This is a genomic window from Enterobacter sp. BIDMC 30, from assembly GCF_000534355.1.
Taxonomy (GTDB): domain Bacteria; phylum Pseudomonadota; class Gammaproteobacteria; order Enterobacterales; family Enterobacteriaceae; genus Enterobacter; species Enterobacter ludwigii.
The window spans coordinates 808826-824712 of the sequence record NZ_KI973169.1; the positions used below are offsets into that span (position 1 = coordinate 808826).

21 protein-coding genes are annotated in these 15887 nt (G+C 53.8%); 11 read left to right on the top strand and 10 right to left on the bottom strand.

What is annotated here, in order from left to right; translation table 11 throughout:
- Positions 1-26 precede the first annotated feature (26 nt).
- Genes hpf through L466_RS18330 form a run of 8 tightly spaced genes read right to left on the bottom strand, consistent with a single transcriptional unit; the run spans position 27 to position 6203 of the window.
- Positions 27-314: a ribosome hibernation promoting factor gene (hpf, locus tag L466_RS18365; RefSeq protein WP_014171818.1), complete on the bottom strand. Its 288-nt coding sequence runs from the start codon at positions 312-314 to the stop codon at positions 27-29.
- A gap of 22 nt (positions 315-336) precedes the next feature.
- On the bottom strand, positions 337-1770 hold the full coding sequence (gene rpoN, locus L466_RS18360; protein WP_014171817.1) for an RNA polymerase factor sigma-54: 1434 nt from the start codon (positions 1768-1770) through the stop codon (positions 337-339).
- A 47-nt stretch (positions 1771-1817) separates the two neighbouring features.
- On the bottom strand, positions 1818-2543 hold the full coding sequence (gene lptB, locus L466_RS18355) for an LPS export ABC transporter ATP-binding protein (RefSeq protein WP_014171816.1): 726 nt from the start codon (positions 2541-2543) through the stop codon (positions 1818-1820).
- Positions 2544-2549: 6 nt separating this feature from the next.
- On the bottom strand, positions 2550-3104 hold the full coding sequence (gene lptA, locus L466_RS18350) for a lipopolysaccharide ABC transporter substrate-binding protein LptA (protein ID WP_020883526.1): 555 nt from the start codon (positions 3102-3104) through the stop codon (positions 2550-2552).
- A complete protein-coding gene (gene lptC / locus L466_RS18345) occupies positions 3073-3648 on the bottom strand; it encodes an LPS export ABC transporter periplasmic protein LptC (RefSeq protein WP_014171814.1) in 576 nt (191 codons plus the stop codon). The genes lptA and lptC overlap by 32 nt, the downstream gene beginning before the upstream one ends.
- Positions 3645-4211, bottom strand: coding sequence for a 3-deoxy-manno-octulosonate-8-phosphatase KdsC (gene kdsC, locus L466_RS18340; protein WP_032680194.1), 567 nt, complete (start codon positions 4209-4211; stop codon positions 3645-3647). Before kdsC ends, lptC begins: the two co-directional genes overlap by 4 nt.
- Positions 4212-4225: 14 nt before the next feature.
- On the bottom strand, positions 4226-5212 hold the full coding sequence (gene kdsD, locus L466_RS18335) for an arabinose-5-phosphate isomerase KdsD (RefSeq protein WP_020883527.1): 987 nt from the start codon (positions 5210-5212) through the stop codon (positions 4226-4228).
- A 13-nt stretch (positions 5213-5225) separates the two neighbouring features.
- Positions 5226-6203, bottom strand: a complete 978-nt coding sequence (locus tag L466_RS18330) for a calcium/sodium antiporter (protein ID WP_020883528.1) — start codon at positions 6201-6203, stop codon at positions 5226-5228.
- A 231-nt stretch (positions 6204-6434) separates the two neighbouring features.
- Here L466_RS18330 and mlaF point away from each other — a divergent pair, with 231 nt between their 5' ends.
- The 7 genes from mlaF (at position 6435) to murA (ending at position 11228) form a co-directional block, all read left to right on the top strand.
- Positions 6435-7247, top strand: a complete 813-nt coding sequence (mlaF, locus tag L466_RS18325) for a phospholipid ABC transporter ATP-binding protein MlaF (protein ID WP_020883529.1) — start codon at positions 6435-6437, stop codon at positions 7245-7247.
- 7 nt (positions 7248-7254) lie between these two features.
- Entirely contained in the window at positions 7255-8037 is a 783-nt protein-coding gene (mlaE, locus tag L466_RS18320; protein WP_010436044.1) for a lipid asymmetry maintenance ABC transporter permease subunit MlaE, read from the top strand.
- A gap of 4 nt (positions 8038-8041) precedes the next feature.
- A complete protein-coding gene (gene mlaD / locus L466_RS18315; protein WP_025202923.1) occupies positions 8042-8590 on the top strand; it encodes an outer membrane lipid asymmetry maintenance protein MlaD in 549 nt (182 codons plus the stop codon).
- Positions 8591-8608: 18 nt separating this feature from the next.
- Positions 8609-9244: a phospholipid-binding protein MlaC gene (gene mlaC / locus L466_RS18310; protein WP_032680195.1), complete on the top strand. Its 636-nt coding sequence runs from the start codon at positions 8609-8611 to the stop codon at positions 9242-9244.
- The gene (mlaB, locus tag L466_RS18305) at positions 9244-9537 is read left to right on the top strand and encodes a lipid asymmetry maintenance protein MlaB (protein WP_014171806.1); all 294 of its coding nucleotides are present in this window, start codon (positions 9244-9246) and stop codon (positions 9535-9537) included. Before mlaC ends, mlaB begins: the two co-directional genes overlap by 1 nt.
- A gap of 126 nt (positions 9538-9663) precedes the next feature.
- Entirely contained in the window at positions 9664-9918 is a 255-nt protein-coding gene (gene ibaG / locus L466_RS18300; RefSeq protein WP_008501458.1) for a BolA family iron metabolism protein IbaG, read from the top strand.
- Positions 9919-9968: 50 nt separating this feature from the next.
- Positions 9969-11228, top strand: a complete 1260-nt coding sequence (gene murA / locus L466_RS18295; RefSeq protein WP_020883531.1) for a UDP-N-acetylglucosamine 1-carboxyvinyltransferase — start codon at positions 9969-9971, stop codon at positions 11226-11228.
- Positions 11229-11289: 61 nt separating this feature from the next.
- On the opposite strand, the gene sfsB is transcribed toward murA, so the two are convergent.
- Positions 11290-11577 (bottom strand): DNA-binding transcriptional regulator SfsB, encoded by a 288-nt coding sequence (sfsB, locus tag L466_RS18290; protein ID WP_014171802.1) that lies wholly within the window; start codon positions 11575-11577, stop codon positions 11290-11292.
- Positions 11578-11808: 231 nt separating this feature from the next.
- On the bottom strand, positions 11809-12780 hold the full coding sequence (gene ispB, locus L466_RS18285) for an octaprenyl diphosphate synthase (RefSeq protein ID WP_032680196.1): 972 nt from the start codon (positions 12778-12780) through the stop codon (positions 11809-11811).
- A gap of 256 nt (positions 12781-13036) precedes the next feature.
- Here ispB and rplU point away from each other — a divergent pair, with 256 nt between their 5' ends.
- The 4 genes from rplU (at position 13037) to cgtA (ending at position 15875) form a co-directional block, all read left to right on the top strand.
- A complete protein-coding gene (gene rplU / locus L466_RS18280) occupies positions 13037-13348 on the top strand; it encodes a 50S ribosomal protein L21 (RefSeq protein WP_003025032.1) in 312 nt (103 codons plus the stop codon).
- A gap of 19 nt (positions 13349-13367) precedes the next feature.
- Positions 13368-13625, top strand: a complete 258-nt coding sequence (gene rpmA, locus L466_RS18275; protein ID WP_004385076.1) for a 50S ribosomal protein L27 — start codon at positions 13368-13370, stop codon at positions 13623-13625.
- Positions 13626-13721: 96 nt separating this feature from the next.
- On the top strand, positions 13722-14687 hold the full coding sequence (locus L466_RS18270; protein ID WP_014171799.1) for a DMT family transporter: 966 nt from the start codon (positions 13722-13724) through the stop codon (positions 14685-14687).
- 15 nt (positions 14688-14702) lie between these two features.
- Complete coding sequence (cgtA, locus tag L466_RS18265) at positions 14703-15875, top strand: Obg family GTPase CgtA (RefSeq protein ID WP_014171797.1); 1173 nt, start codon at positions 14703-14705, stop codon at positions 15873-15875.
- Positions 15876-15887: the final 12 nt, after the last annotated feature.

Below are 15887 nucleotides of genomic sequence, written 5' to 3' on the forward strand. Positions count from 1 at the left end.
CCTGCACCCGTTAACTGCCCGGACAATTAGTGTTGTTTCAGTTTGTCTTTATGTTTATTGAGCTGTCGTGCAAGCTTATCAATCAAGCCGTCGATAGCAGCGTACATGTCTTGCCCTTCCGCACTGGCATGGAGCTCACCCCCGTTGACATGCAGGGTCGCATCCGAGATATGAGTCACTTTCTCCACTTTCAATACAACATAGACCTGGTTGATCCTTTCGAAATACTGCTCGAGTTTCGCGAATTTAGCATTCACAAAATCACGTAAAGCCTCAGTAATCTCGACGTTATGTCCTGTGATATTGAGCTGCATAGTGTCTTCCTTATCGGTTGTGTCAGACCAGCTGTTTACGCTGGTTAGACGGCGGAATGGATAAAGACTCTCGATACTTCGCAACAGTTCGGCGTGCCACCATAATACCCTGGTCGGACAGTATGGTGGTTAACTTACTGTCGCTCAGTGGCTTCGCGGGGTTCTCCGCGGCGATCAACTTCTTCACCAGGGCGCGAATGGCCGTTGACGACGCTTCACCGCCGCCCTCGGTATTCACATGGCTGGAGAAGAAATACTTAAGCTCAAAAATACCGCGTGGACTGTGCAGATACTTCTGCGTGGTCACGCGGGAAATGGTTGATTCATGCATCTCGACGGCCTGGGCGATATCCGCCAGCACCATCGGTTTCATATACTCTTCGCCCTGCTCAAAGAACGCCTGCTGCTGTTCGACAATACAGCGGCTTACGCGGAGCAGCGTATCATTTCGGCTCTCCAGACTTTTGATCAACCATCGCGCTTCCTGCAAATTGCTACGAATGTATTGATTATCGGAGTCGTTACGCACGCTGGTGCACATGGAGGCATACTGCTGGTTGATTTGCAGGCGAGGAATGCTGTCTGAGTTCAGTTCAACGACCCAGCGGTCATTGTGTTTTCTGACCAGCACATCCGGGATGACGTACTCGGGTTCGCTGGTCTGAATGGACTGACCGGGGCGCGGATCGAGGGACTGAATCAGATTGACCGCCTCTTTCAGCACCTCTTCTTTCAGGCGCGTGACGCGCATCAGGCTGCGGAAATCGTGATTGGCCAGAAGATCCAGATGGTCGCTGATGATCAAGCGGGCTTCATCAAGCCATGGTGTCTCTTTGCTGAACTGAGAAAGCTGGATAAGCAGGCAGTCGCGCAGATCTTTTGCGGCCACCCCAACCGGATCGAAACGCTGAATGCGCTTCAGAACGGCTTCTATCTCCTCGAGTTCAATCTCTTCGTCACCCATGCTTTCCAGAATTTCGTCCAGCGTGACGGTCAGATAACCAGTGTCATCCACGGCATCGACAATGGATGTCGCTATCGCGCGGTCAGTATCGGAGAAGGGGGTAAGTTCCACCTGCCACATCAGGTAATCCTGCAGTGACTGGGTAGTTTCACCCTGATAAACCGGTAGCTCATCGTCCTGGTAGTCTGCACGCGTACCGGAAGGGGTTCCGGCGGTGTAGATTTCATCCCAGCTGGCATCCAGCGGAAGCTCGTCCGGCATCTCTTTTTGTTCGAGCGCATCGGCGGTGTCGAGTGCTTCAGTATCCTGCGACTGCTGGGTATCTACCTCTTCATGAAGATCGGCTTGCTCCAGCAACGGATTGCTATCCAGCGCTTGCTGGAGCTCCTGCTGGAGTTCTAAGGTGGACAGTTGCAACAGGCGAATCGCCTGCTGTAGCTGCGGCGTCATCGCCAGTTGTTGGCTGAGCCGTAATTGCAAACCTTGCTTCATGTTCAGAGCATTTTTCTCCGGTTCGGCGTTACATTACCTCTACCCTATCAGAGTCTGAAGTCTTCCCCAAGGTAGACACGCTTAACATGATCATCTTCGAGGATCTGCTGCGGCGTACCGTGGGCGATCAGATTGCCCTGGCTCACGATGTATGCGCGTTCGCACACGGCCAGCGTTTCACGGACGTTATGGTCAGTGATCAGTACGCCAAGCCCGCTGTCGCGCAGATGCTCAATGATACGTTTAATGTCGATAACGGAGATGGGGTCAACGCCTGCAAACGGTTCATCCAGAAGGATAAATTTCGGGTTTGCAGCCAGCGCACGCGCAATCTCAACGCGACGGCGTTCACCGCCGGACAGCGCCTGACCGAGGCTGTCGCGCAGATGTTCGATATGGAACTCTTCCATCAGCTCGTTAGCCCGGTCCTGACGCTGTTCGCTGGTCAGATCGTCACGAATTTGCAGGACGGCCATCAGGTTATCAAAGACGCTCAGGCGGCGGAAAATGGAGGCTTCCTGCGGCAGATAGCCGATACCGCGACGCGCACGCGCATGCAGCGGCAGAAGACTGATATCTTCATCATCAATGACGATGTTGCCCGCATCGCGCGACACAATGCCAACGACCATGTAGAAGGTTGTGGTCTTGCCCGCACCGTTAGGGCCAAGCAGGCCTACAATTTCGCCGGAGTTGACGGTCAGACTGACATCTTCTACGACACGGCGGCCCTTATATGCCTTCGCGAGATTTTTTGCAGTTAATGTTGCCATAACGAATTAGTTACTCTTCTTCTGTGCCGGGGCCTGACCCTTACCTTTGTCCTGCAGCTGCGACGGAACCAGCACGGTGGTTACGCGTTTGCCTTTCTCGCTGGAGGCCTGCATTTTTTGCTCTTTCACCAGATAGGTGATCTGGTCGCCGGTGATGTTGCTGTCCAGCTGTTCCAGATAAGCGTTACCGGTCAGGATGACCAGGTCCTTCGCCAGCTCATAGTGCATATGTGTGGCGCGGCCTTTCACGGGTTTGCCGTTATCCTGCATCTGGTAGAAGGTTGCCGGGTTGCCATAGCCATCAATGATCTCTTTGCCTTGCTCGCCACCGGGACGGGTGACGACCACTTTGTCGGCGTTGATTTTAATGGTGCCCTGGGTCATGACGACGTTACCGGTAAAGGTAACGACATTGCCTTGCATATCAAGCGACTGCGTGTCGGACTCGATATGGATAGGCTGGTCAGTATCGCCCGTTACAGCAAGCGCGGGAAGACTGGTCGCCAGCATCGCACTGGCGATAATTACTTTAAGGCTGAGTTTGTTTGTTTTGAATTTCATAGGAGGTTCTAACCTTTTCAATCAGCTCGGCGTTTTTGCTGCGTAAGTTCCCGCGCATTCTTAAACCGCTGGAATTAAATGTTGTGCCATACAGTGTGACCAGATCCTGCGACGTCACGTCCTGGGTCACGAGGTTGATCTGTGCATTATCCGTCGTGATTTTGCGCAGTTGTGAGTCAGCGGTCAGGGCGTTGACTTCAACGTGGCCATACAGATAAAGCATACGGTCATTCGTCAGTTTTGCCCGGTCAGATTTAATCGACCACGTCGGCACTTTGTCTTTATCAAACGTGGTCATGACAGGCTGGGTAAACCACGAAATACCGTCATCTGAAAAATATTCAACATGCTGGGCAATCAGGCGATAGTTCAGCGCACCTTCCGGGCTGTAGACCACGGTGTCACTGTGATCGCTTTTATAGGTTGGCTCGCTCGTATTGACCACTTCCGTCTGCGTATCGTCGCGATCGGCAAGGTTCACGCCAATCAATACCAGTGCGACAAGCGAAAGCAGAATGATAACCCAACGTCTGGTTTTACTCATATCGATTGCCCTTTGGCCTCATCAAGCTTGCCCTGCGCCAGCAAAAGCAGATCGCAGACTTCACGTACGGCACCACGGCCACCGTTGATATGGGTGACATAGTCAGCGCGCGGGATCAGCAGCGGATGCGCATCGGCCACGGCGATACTCAGACCGACTTCAGCCATCACCGGCCAGTCAATCAGATCGTCCCCGACATAGGCCACGTTTTCCGGCGCGACGGCCAGTTTACCCAGTAAATCGTTGAACGCCGCCATCTTATCGGACTGACCCTGATACAGATGGGTAATGCCTAACGTTTCACAACGGTCTTCTACCAGTTTAGCTTTCCGACCGGTGATGATGGCAACGTCGATGCCTGATGTGAGCGCACAACGAATACCGTAGCCATCGCGAACGTTAAACGCTTTCAACTCTTCACCATTATTGCCCATGTAAATCAGGCCATCAGAGAGTACCCCATCCACATCCAGGATGAGCAGGCGAATGTTTTCCGCCTTTGTCATCATATGGGTACTGACCGGACCATAACAGGTTGCAAGGGATGCACCCGCATTACTCATTGTCTTATCCTTCATTACACTACGCCTGCGCGCAGCAGATCATGCATATGTACCACACCCAGCAACTGGTCGCCATCGGCAACCATCACTGAGGTGATATGACGGGACTGCATCAGGTTCAGCACATCCACCGCCAGCGTACCCGGACGAACACGGATACCGCCGGACGTCATCACATCAGCGATGCCCAGCGTGCGAACATCAACACCCATGTCGAACACGCGGCGCAGGTCGCCATCGGTGAAGATCCCCTGGATCTTCATCAGGTCGTCGCACACAACCGTCATACCCAGATTCTTGCGGGTGATCTCCAGCAGCGCATCGCGCAGGGAGGCCTCTTTACTGACGTGAGGGATCTCATCGCCAGTGTGCATAATATCGTTAACCCGAAGCAGAAGCTTACGCCCGAGCGCGCCGCCTGGGTGGGAAAGCGCGAAATCTTCCGGGGTAAAACCGCGGGCTTCCAGCAACGCAACGGCAAGCGCATCGCCCATGACCAGCGCAGCGGTCGTACTGGACGTTGGAGCAAGACCCAGCGGGCAGGCTTCTTTAGGCACTTTCACGCACAGATGAATATCTGCCGCGCGCGCCATGCTACTTTCCGGGCGGCTGGTCATGCAAATAAGCGGAACCCGCAGCCGCTTCAGCACGGGGATCAGCGCCAGGATCTCATTAGACTCACCGGAGTTCGATAGCGCGATGACGATATCCTGCGGCGTTACCATGCCCAGATCGCCGTGCGCGGCTTCCCCCGGGTGTACAAAGAAGGAAGAGGTTCCGGTGCTGGCAAACGTTGCCGCCATTTTGCGCCCAATGTGACCGGACTTGCCCATGCCCATCACCACGACTTTACCGGCACAGTAGAACATCTTCTCACATGCCAGACTAAAATCCTGATTAATGTACTGATCTAACTGCGCCAGACCTTCACGTTCAATCTCCAGAACCTCTTTACCTGCTTTCTGAAAGTCAAAACCCGGCTGCAATTCTATTTGCGACATAATGCGTTTCCGTTTACCCAGAGAGAAGAGGCGAAAGCCAGTACAGCATCGCCATCCATACGATAAATCCACCCGTCAGCAGCGCCCCTGCGCCTTTGCCGATCTGTCGTTGCCGCCGCCAGCAGAGCAGGGCAAAAATGACGCTGACCAGCAACATCACCCCGTAATCGCGTGAGAATGCCAGGGGGTTAAAAGGCCCGGGCGTTATCAGGGCCGGCAGGCCCATCACGATGGCGATATTAAAAATGTTTGAACCGATAATATTGCCTATGGCAATGTCATCTTCACCTTTACGTGCCCCTGCGATAGCGGTGGCAAGTTCTGGCAGACTGGTGCCAATGGCAATGACCGTCAGGCCAATGGTGAGCTCACTCATGGCGAAATAGTTCGCCAGCACCGTGGCGTTATCGACGACCATGCGCGTGGCCATCGGCATGATGATCAGCGCGACGCCGAGCCACAGCAGCGCCACAGGCAGCGTGCCTTCACGCGGGAGTTCGGCGACCTGCTCTCGCGTCAGGCTGTCCTGGCCCTGTTTTTCTGCCAGACGGGCGATTTTAACACTATACAGCAGCCAGATAACGGCCAGCGCCAGCAAGAAAATGCCGTCACCGTAGCTCAGTACGCCATCATAAAATACGCACCCTGCCAGCAGGCTTACGATTAACATTAGCGGCAATTCACGGCGCAGAACATCAGAATGCACGCGAAATGGATGGAGCAGGGCCGCCAGGCCAAGGATCAGTAAGATATTGACGATGTTGGAACCAATCGCGGTGCCGACGGCAAGGTCTAACTGACCGTGCAGTGATGCCGTGACAGAGACGATGATTTCAGGAAGCGAGGTGCCGACACTGACCACGGTCATCCCGATGACGACAGGCGGTACGCCTGTCAGGCGGCACAGGATAGATGCAGCAAATACCAAACGGTCAGCACTGTAGACCACCAAAAGTAAACCAATTATTAACAGTGCTGTTGCTAAAAGCATCAAAAGTCCTTTCTTCAGGTATACTCGTCGGTCCATCGCGCAGGAATGGAATGGCAGGACTGCATACAGTCTGAGGCGTAACGAATTCCTAATTTTGACTTTATGCGCCGGAAAAGTAAAACAAATGCCAGCTTTCGCTAACCTCAACGGCTAATATTCTGTAAAAATGCTGAGTTTAGGGCTGATTCAGTCTGCATGCTTAACGTGAGCAGGGTAAGAAAGGAACCATAAATGAGCCAAACTATGGCGAATTTAGTTGATGTCCGGGGTGTGAGTTTTTCTCGCGCCAACAGATTGATATTCGATGATATTTCGTTGACCGTACCGCGTGGCAAGATCACTGCCATCATGGGGCCGTCCGGGATCGGTAAAACGACCCTGCTGCGCCTTATTGGTGGTCAGATCCCACCCGATAGCGGTGAAATCCTCTTTGACGGCGAAAACATCCCGGAGATGTCACGATCGCGCCTGTATACTGTTCGTAAACGCATGAGTATGCTTTTCCAGTCGGGAGCGTTGTTCACGGACATGAACGTCTTTGATAACGTGGCTTATCCGCTGCGCGAACACACCAGTCTGCCGCCAGAGCTGCTGAAAAGTACGGTGATGATGAAGCTTGAAGCCGTGGGACTGCGAGGGGCTGCAAAACTGATGCCCTCAGAGCTGTCCGGCGGTATGGCACGCCGCGCTGCGCTGGCACGCGCCATCGCCTTAGAACCCGATTTAATCATGTTCGACGAACCGTTCGTCGGGCAGGACCCTATTACGATGGGCGTGCTGGTGAAGCTCATCTCTGAACTGAACAGCGCGCTCGGCGTAACCTGCATAGTGGTTTCTCACGATGTACCGGAAGTGTTGAGCATCGCCGACTATGCCTACATTGTGGCAGACAAAAGGATCGTCGCGCATGGCAGCGCTCAGGCGTTGCAGGAAAACTGCGATCCGCGTGTACGGCAGTTCCTCGACGGCATTGCGGATGGGCCTGTGCCGTTCCGCTATCCGGCGGGCGACTATCGTGACGATTTACTGGGAATAGGGAGTTAAGCCACTGATGCTGTTAAATGCATTGGCCGCTCTTGGACACCGTGGCATAAAAACCATCAGGACGTTCGGGCGCGCCGGATTGATGTTGTTCAACGCGCTGGTCGGCAAGCCGGAATTTCGTAAGCATGCACCGCTACTGGTGCGGCAGCTCTATAATGTCGGCGTGCTGTCGATGCTCATCATCATTGTCTCCGGTCTGTTTATCGGCATGGTGCTGGGGCTGCAGGGCTACCTCGTTCTGACGACCTACAGCGCCGAAACCAGCCTCGGCATGCTGGTGGCGCTGTCGCTGCTGCGTGAACTGGGGCCGGTGGTGGCGGCGCTGTTGTTCGCCGGGCGTGCAGGGTCGGCTTTGACCGCTGAAATTGGCCTGATGCGTGCGACCGAGCAGCTTTCCAGCATGGAGATGATGGCGGTCGACCCGCTGCGTCGCGTGATCTCGCCACGCTTCTGGGCGGGGGTGATTTCCTTACCGCTCCTGACAATTCTCTTTGTCGCCGTGGGTATCTGGGGCGGCTCGCTGGTTGGCGTTCACTGGAAGGGCATCGATGCGGGCTTCTTCTGGTCGGCCATGCAGGACGCCATCGATCTGCGAATGGATCTGGTTAACTGTCTGATTAAAAGCGTGGTATTTGCCATTACGGTCACCTGGATCGCCTTGTTCAATGGCTATGATGCGATCCCGACCTCGGCGGGCATCAGCCGTGCAACTACACGTACTGTCGTACATTCGTCGCTGGCCGTACTGGGTCTGGATTTTGTGCTCACCGCACTGATGTTTGGGAATTGAGTTCATGCAAACGAGAAAAAATGAAATTTGGGTCGGCGTGTTCCTGTTACTGGCGTTGCTGGCCGCGCTGTTTATCTGCCTGAGAGCGGCGGATATCACGTCTGTGCGCACCGAGCCGACTTATCGCATTTATGCGACCTTTGATAACATCGGCGGGCTGAAGGCGCGCTCGCCGGTACGTATAGGCGGGGTGGTCATCGGGCGCGTCTCTGACATTACGCTTGATGAGAAAACCTATCTGCCGCGCGTGTCGATGGATATTGAAGAGCGTTATAACCATATCCCGGACACCAGCTCGCTTTCTATCCGCACTTCCGGCCTGTTGGGTGAGCAATATCTGGCGCTTAACGTCGGTTTTGAAGACCCGGAGCTGGGAACGACTATCCTTAAAGACGGTAGCGTAATCCAGGATACGAAGTCCGCGATGGTACTGGAGGATATGATTGGTCAGTTCCTTTATAACAGTAAAGGAGATGATAAGAAGTCCGACGCTGCCCCTGCGCAGAGCGAAGATCCTGCCAGTGTCGCACCGACACCAGGCACGACGAATTAATTTCAGGAGAAGTCATTCATGTTTAAACGACTGTTAATGGTTGCCATGCTGGTCATTGCCCCTCTCACCGCGGTGCATGCTGCGGATCAGAGTAACCCGTACAAACTGATGGATGAGGCTGCGAAGAAGACCTTCGACCGGCTTAAAAACGAACAGCCGAAAATTCGTTCCAATCCTGATTATCTGCGCGACGTGGTTGATCAAGAGCTGCTGCCGTATGTGCAGATCAAATATGCGGGTGCGCTGGTTCTGGGCCGTTACTACAAAGACGCGACCCCGGCGCAGCGCGACGCCTATTTTGCCGCGTTCCGTGAATACCTGAAACAGGCTTACGGTCAGGCACTGGCGATGTATCACGGTCAGACCTATCAAATTGCGCCAGAGCAGCCGCTGGGCGACGCGACTATCATTCCTATCCGCGTCACGATTATCGATCCTAATGGCCGTCCGCCAGTGCGCCTGGACTTCCAGTGGCGTAAAAACAGCCAGACCGGTCACTGGCAGGCCTATGACATGATTGCGGAAGGGGTGAGCATGATCACCACTAAACAGAACGAGTGGAGTGACCTGCTGCGCACCAAAGGCATTGATGGCCTGACCGCACAGCTGCAGTCTATCTCGCGTCAGAAAATCTCTCTGGACGAGAAGAAGTAATGTCGGATCAACTGAGCTGGTCGCGTGAGGGTGAGACGTTGAAGCTGACGGGTGAACTCGACCAGGATCTGCTGAACCCGCTCTGGGACAAACGTTTTGAAGCGATGCAGGGCGTGACGGTTATCGATCTGAGCGGCATTTCACGGGTGGACACGGCAGGCGTCGCGCTGCTGGCCCATCTTGTTGCCGTGGGGAAAAAGCAGGGGACAAGCGTTACGCTGCACGCGGCGAGCGATAATGTGGTCACCCTGGCCCAGCTCTATAATCTCCCTCAGGACGTACTGCCTCGTTAATATTTTCAGTGCGTTACTTCTGAAAGCCCTGACAGATTCATCGTCGGGGCTTTTTGCTTGTTTAAGACGACGCCACTTTGCTCTAAGATGTTGGGCTTGTTTTCACTATCAGATGATTAAGAACCCATGGAAAATCATGAAATCCAGACAGTGCTGATGAATGCACTCTCCCTTCAGGAAGCCCACGTCACTGGCGATGGCAGTCACTTCCAGGTTATTGCTGTGGGTGAGATGTTCGACGGTATGAGCCGTGTGAAGAAACAGCAGGCTGTATACGCGCCGCTGATGGAATACATTGCGGATAACCGCATCCATGCCCTGTCGATTAAAGCGTTCACCCCTCAAGAGTGGGCACGCGATCGCAAACTAAACGGTTTTTGAGTTGTGGGCGACACGCCCGCAGCACGGTTGAATTTATAAGAGAGCACACAATGGATAAATTTCGTGTACAGGGGCCAACGCGTCTCCAGGGCGAAGTCACAATTTCTGGCGCAAAAAATGCCGCGCTGCCCATCCTCTTTGCTGCGCTGCTCGCGGAAGAGCCGGTAGAAATTCAGAACGTACCGAAGCTGAAAGATATCGACACCACCATGAAGTTGCTCAGCCAGCTGGGCACCAAAGTTGAGCGTAACGGTTCCGTCTGGATCGACGCCAGCAACGTTAACAACTTTTCTGCACCTTACGATCTGGTGAAAACCATGCGTGCATCCATCTGGGCGCTTGGCCCGCTGGTGGCACGTTTTGGTCAGGGTCAGGTTTCCCTGCCGGGTGGCTGCGCAATCGGCGCACGTCCGGTTGATCTGCACATCTTTGGCCTGGAGAAACTGGGCGCCGAGATCAAACTCGAAGAAGGTTATGTTAAAGCGTCTGTGAATGGCCGCCTGAAAGGCGCGCACATTGTCATGGACAAAGTGAGCGTTGGTGCCACCGTCACCATCATGTCTGCGGCAACGCTGGCAGAAGGTACTACCATCATCGAAAACGCCGCGCGTGAACCGGAGATTGTGGATACCGCGAACTTCCTCGTAGCGCTGGGTGCGAAGATTACCGGCCAGGGCACCGACCGTATCACCATCGAAGGCGTTGAGCGTCTGGGCGGCGGTGTGTACCGCGTCCTGCCAGACCGTATCGAAACCGGGACGTTCCTGGTTGCTGCCGCGATTTCAGGCGGGAAAATTACCTGCCGCAACGCGCAGCCAGATACCCTGGATGCGGTGCTGGCGAAACTGCGTGACGCAGGCGCTGATATCGAAATCGGTGAAGACTGGATCAGCCTGGACATGCACGGCAACCGTCCAAAAGCGGTAAACGTGCGTACAGCTCCGCATCCTGCTTTCCCGACTGATATGCAGGCGCAGTTCACCCTGTTAAACCTGGTGGCAGAAGGGACGGGGTTCATTACCGAGACCATCTTTGAAAACCGCTTTATGCACGTACCGGAACTGATCCGTATGGGCGCACATGCTGAGATCGAGAGTAATACCGTGATTTGCCACGGCGTTGAGAAACTGTCTGGTGCTCAGGTGATGGCAACCGATCTGCGTGCATCTGCAAGCCTGGTGCTGGCGGGTTGTATTGCGGAAGGGACGACGGTCGTTGATCGTATTTATCACATCGATCGTGGCTATGAACGTATCGAAGATAAACTGCGAGCGCTGGGTGCGAATATCGAGCGTGTGAAGGGCGAGTAATCGTTCCGGCAGCCCCCTGCCAGAAATGACCGGGGGGTTGCTGTTCCTGTCAAAAAAACCGCTATTCCTGCGGGTCTTTCTTCACTTTCCTCTGGCGGATCATGCGCGATCTGTCGATAAATTCATGGGTAATGGGATCGTGGTAACGCGAAGGCCAGATCACCCACGGATGCGTATCCAGCGCCGTCGCAATGATCAATTCTCCCTTCGGCCAGGGGCGCGTCAGGGCATTTGCCAGGGTTGAAGAACTCAGGCCATGGCGGCGAGATTCCGCAGCCAGTGATGTGCCTTTTTTGCGCAGTGCCGCAATGATATCTGCTGTGTGCCAGTCGATAAATTTCGTGTCCATAACGCTGTCCTTAAGTTCGGATTCACTTACGCCATTTCGTCTGAAACGACTGGCCTTACTATACCCATTTCAATTTCTTGTTCTAAAAAGTTCGCGTTACTGGTAGGGATATTCAGAATAAGGCATGGCTTTATTCATGCGGTCTGTAAACCGGTGCATTTACGTGAAAGAGGAATATACAGGTGTGTACTGGAATCTCCCCGCGAGGTCCGCGGGGAGGGGAGTGCAGGATTAACGGTCGCGCTGAACGGCGATATGGGCAAGGCCAATGAGCGCATCGCGCCATGGGCTGTCCGGAATGACCTGAAGTGCGGCGATGGCTTTATCCGCCTCTTCTTCGGCACGCTGACGCGTCCAGTCCAGCGATCCGCAAATGGCCATTGTTTCCAGCACGGGTTCCAGAAGATGACGACCATTTCCCTGCTCGATCGCTTCACGGATCATTTTCGCCTGGTCGGCTGACCCGTTGCGCATCGCGTGGAGTAGCGGCAGCGTCGGTTTGCCTTCGTTCAGGTCATCGCCCACGTTTTTGCCGAGCGTTTCACCGTCTGCACTGTAATCCAGCAAATCATCAATCAGCTGGAATGCGGTGCCCAGATAACGGCCATAGTCCTGCAGCCCTTTTTCCTGGGCTTCGCTACAGCCAGCCAGAATGCCGGAACACTGTGCAGCCGCTTCAAACAGGCGCGCAGTTTTGCTGTAAATCACGCGCATGTAGTTTTCTTCGGTGATGTCAGGGTCGTTGACGTTCATCAACTGAAGCACTTCGCCCTCAGCAATCACGTTAACGGCTTCAGACATGACCTCCAGCACTTTCAGCGAACCCAGGCTGGTCATCATCTGGAAGGCACGGGTATAGATAAAATCCCCCACCAGGACGCTGGCAGCATTGCCAAAGGCGGCGTTGGCGGTGGCTTTACCCCGGCGCATGTCTGATTCATCCACAACATCATCATGAAGAAGCGTCGCAGTGTGAATAAATTCGATCAGTGCCGCGATCGTGACGTGAGCATTTCCCTGATAGCCGACGGCTCGGGCGGCCAGGATGGCAATCATCGGGCGAATGCGTTTACCGCCGCCGCTGACGATGTAATAGCCCAACTGATTGATCAGCTGAACGTCAGAATTGAGTTGCTCCAGGATTGCTGCATTCACACCCGCCATATCTCGCGCGGTTAACTCGTTGATTTTTTCTAAATTCATCGCAAAAGCCGGGCTTTTTATCCTGTTTATCCCATCTTCAATGGGGTAACGAAGGGTTAGGTTTATCAATAGTAGTGCTGATTGTACTGAAAAAACGGCTCAGATAAACGTTACCTTACGCGTTGTGTTTTTTTTCTTCATGTATTGATGGTAGCACTTGTCAAAGGCTCGCGTTTTGCGTAATATTCGCGCCCTATTGTGAATATTTATAGCGCACTCTGATTCATACGAGGATGTGCGCGGAAGCGGAGTTTATATGTACGCGGTTTTCCAAAGTGGTGGTAAACAACACCGAGTAAGCGAAGGTCAGACCGTTCGCCTGGAAAAGCTGGACATCGCAACTGGCGAATCTGTTGAGTTCGCAGAAGTTCTGATGATCGCAAACGGTGAAGAAGTCAAAATCGGCGTTCCTTTCGTTGATGGCGGCGTTATCAAAGCTGAAGTTGTTGCTCACGGTCGTGGCGAGAAAGTTAAAATCGTTAAGTTTCGTCGTCGTAAACACTACCGTAAGCAGCAGGGCCACCGTCAGTGGTTCACTGATGTGAAAATTACTGGCATCAGCGCCTAAGACCTGAGGAGAGATTTAAATGGCACATAAAAAGGCTGGCGGCTCCACACGTAACGGTCGCGATTCAGAAGCTAAACGCCTGGGCGTTAAGCGTTTCGGTGGCGAATCCGTTCTGGCGGGTAGCATCATTGTTCGTCAACGTGGCACCAAATTCCACGCTGGCAACAACGTAGGTTGCGGTCGTGACCACACTCTGTTTGCTAAAGCAGACGGTAAAGTGAAATTTGAAGTTAAAGGCCCGAACAACCGTAAATACATCAGCATCGTTGCTGAGTAAGGTTTTCTCGGTCCGGTAACGGATTAAAGCCCCGCAACCTGTTGCGGGGCTTTTTACATTGGAAACCCGGTAATTTTTTCTGTAGGGAAAACGGGCATGAAGCAGCAGGCCGGCATTGGTATTCTTTTGGCGCTCACGACCGCAATGTGCTGGGGTGCGCTGCCGATTGCAATGAAGCAGGTACTGGAAGTGATGGAGCCGCCAACGGTGGTATTTTATCGCTTTCTGATGGCAAGTATCGGCCTTGGGGCCATCCTCGCGATCAAAGGTAAGCTTCCGCCGTTGCGTATCTTCCGTAAACCGCGCTGGCTGGTGTTGCTGGCTATCGCGACGGGTGGCCTGTTCGGTAACTTCATACTGTTCAGTTCTTCCCTGCAGTATCTTAGCCCCACGGCGTCGCAGGTGATTGGTCAGCTTTCACCGGTCGGCATGATGGTCGCCAGCGTCTTTATCCTCAAAGAGAAGATGCGTGGCACGCAAATTATCGGGGCGAGCATGTTGCTCTGTGGTCTGGTGATGTTCTTCAACACCAGTCTGATAGAGATTTTTACCCGACTGACGGATTACACCTGGGGTGTGATCTTCGGAGTGGGAGCAGCAACGGTTTGGGTGAGTTATGGCGTCGCGCAAAAGGTGTTATTGCGTCGTTTGGCCTCACAGCAGATCCTCTTTTTGCTGTACACTTTGTGTACAATAGCATTATTGCCGTTAGCAAAACCGGGTGTGATTACCCAGCTTAGCGACTGGCAACTGGCGTGCCTCATTTTTTGTGGGCTGAACACGCTGGTCGGTTATGGCGCGCTGGCCGAAGCGATGGCGCGCTGGCAGGCAGCACAGGTGAGCGCACTCATTACGCTTACCCCGCTGTTTACGCTGTTATTTTCAGATTTGTTATCAATGGCCTGGCCCGATGTCTTCGTCAGACCGATGCTCAACATGTTGGGCTATCTCGGTGCGTTTGTCGTGGTTGCGGGCGCGATGTATTCCGCCATTGGTCATCGTCTTTGGGGGCGTTGGCGCAAAAATGAAGCGGTCGTAGTAGTCCCCCGCTCAGGCGAATGAGTTACGGAGAGTAAAATGAAGTTTGTTGATGAAGCGACAATCCTGGTCGTGGCAGGTGATGGCGGCAATGGTTGCGTGAGCTTCCGCCGTGAGAAATATATTCCACGTGGCGGTCCTGACGGCGGTGACGGCGGGGACGGCGGTGACGTGTGGCTGGAGGCGGATGAGAACCTCAACACGCTGATCGACTACCGTTTCGAAAAATCCTTCCGCGCTGAGCGTGGTCAGAACGGTCAAAGCCGTGACTGTACGGGCAAACGCGGTAAAGACGTGACCATTAAGGTTCCGGTCGGTACGCGTGTGATTGACCAGGGGACGGGCGAAACCATGGGCGATATGACCAAACACGGTCAGCGTCTGATGGTGGCGAAAGGCGGCTGGCACGGTCTGGGTAACAGCCGTTTCAAATCGTCCGTAAACCGTACCCCGCGTCAGAAAACGATGGGTACGCCGGGCGACAAGCGCGATCTGCAGCTGGAGCTGATGCTTCTGGCCGATGTCGGGATGCTGGGTATGCCAAACGCCGGTAAATCGACGTTTATTCGTGCGGTCTCTGCAGCCAAGCCAAAAGTGGCGGATTATCCGTTTACCACGCTGGTACCAAGCCTGGGCGTTGTCCGTATGGATAACGAGAAGAGCTTTGTGGTTGCTGATATCCCGGGTCTGATTGAAGGTGCTGCAGAAGGTGCCGGTCTGGGTATCCGCTTCCTGAAACACCTTGAGCGCTGCCGCGTACTGCTGCATCTCATCGATATCGATCCAATCGACGGTTCCGATCCGGTAGAAAATGCCCGCATCATTATCGGCGAGCTGGAAAAATACAGCGAAAAACTGGCGAACAAGCCGCGCTGGCTGGTCTTTAACAAGATCGATCTGATGGATAAAGCCGAAGCGGAAGCGAAAGCGAAAGCCATTGCTGAAGCGATGGGCTGGGAAGATAAATACTACCTGATCTCCGCGGCAAGCCAGGTTGGCGTGAAAGATCTGTGCTGGGATGTGATGACCTTTATCATCGAGAACCCGGTTGTTCAGGCTGAAGAAGCGAAACAGCCAGAAAAAGTCGAATTCATGTGGGATGACTACCACCGCCAACAGCTCGAAGAGCTGGAAGTGGAAGAGGAAGAAGACTGGGACGACGACTGGGATGAAGACGACGAAGAAGGTGTCGAGTTCATCTACAAGCACTAATCGCAGTTTAAA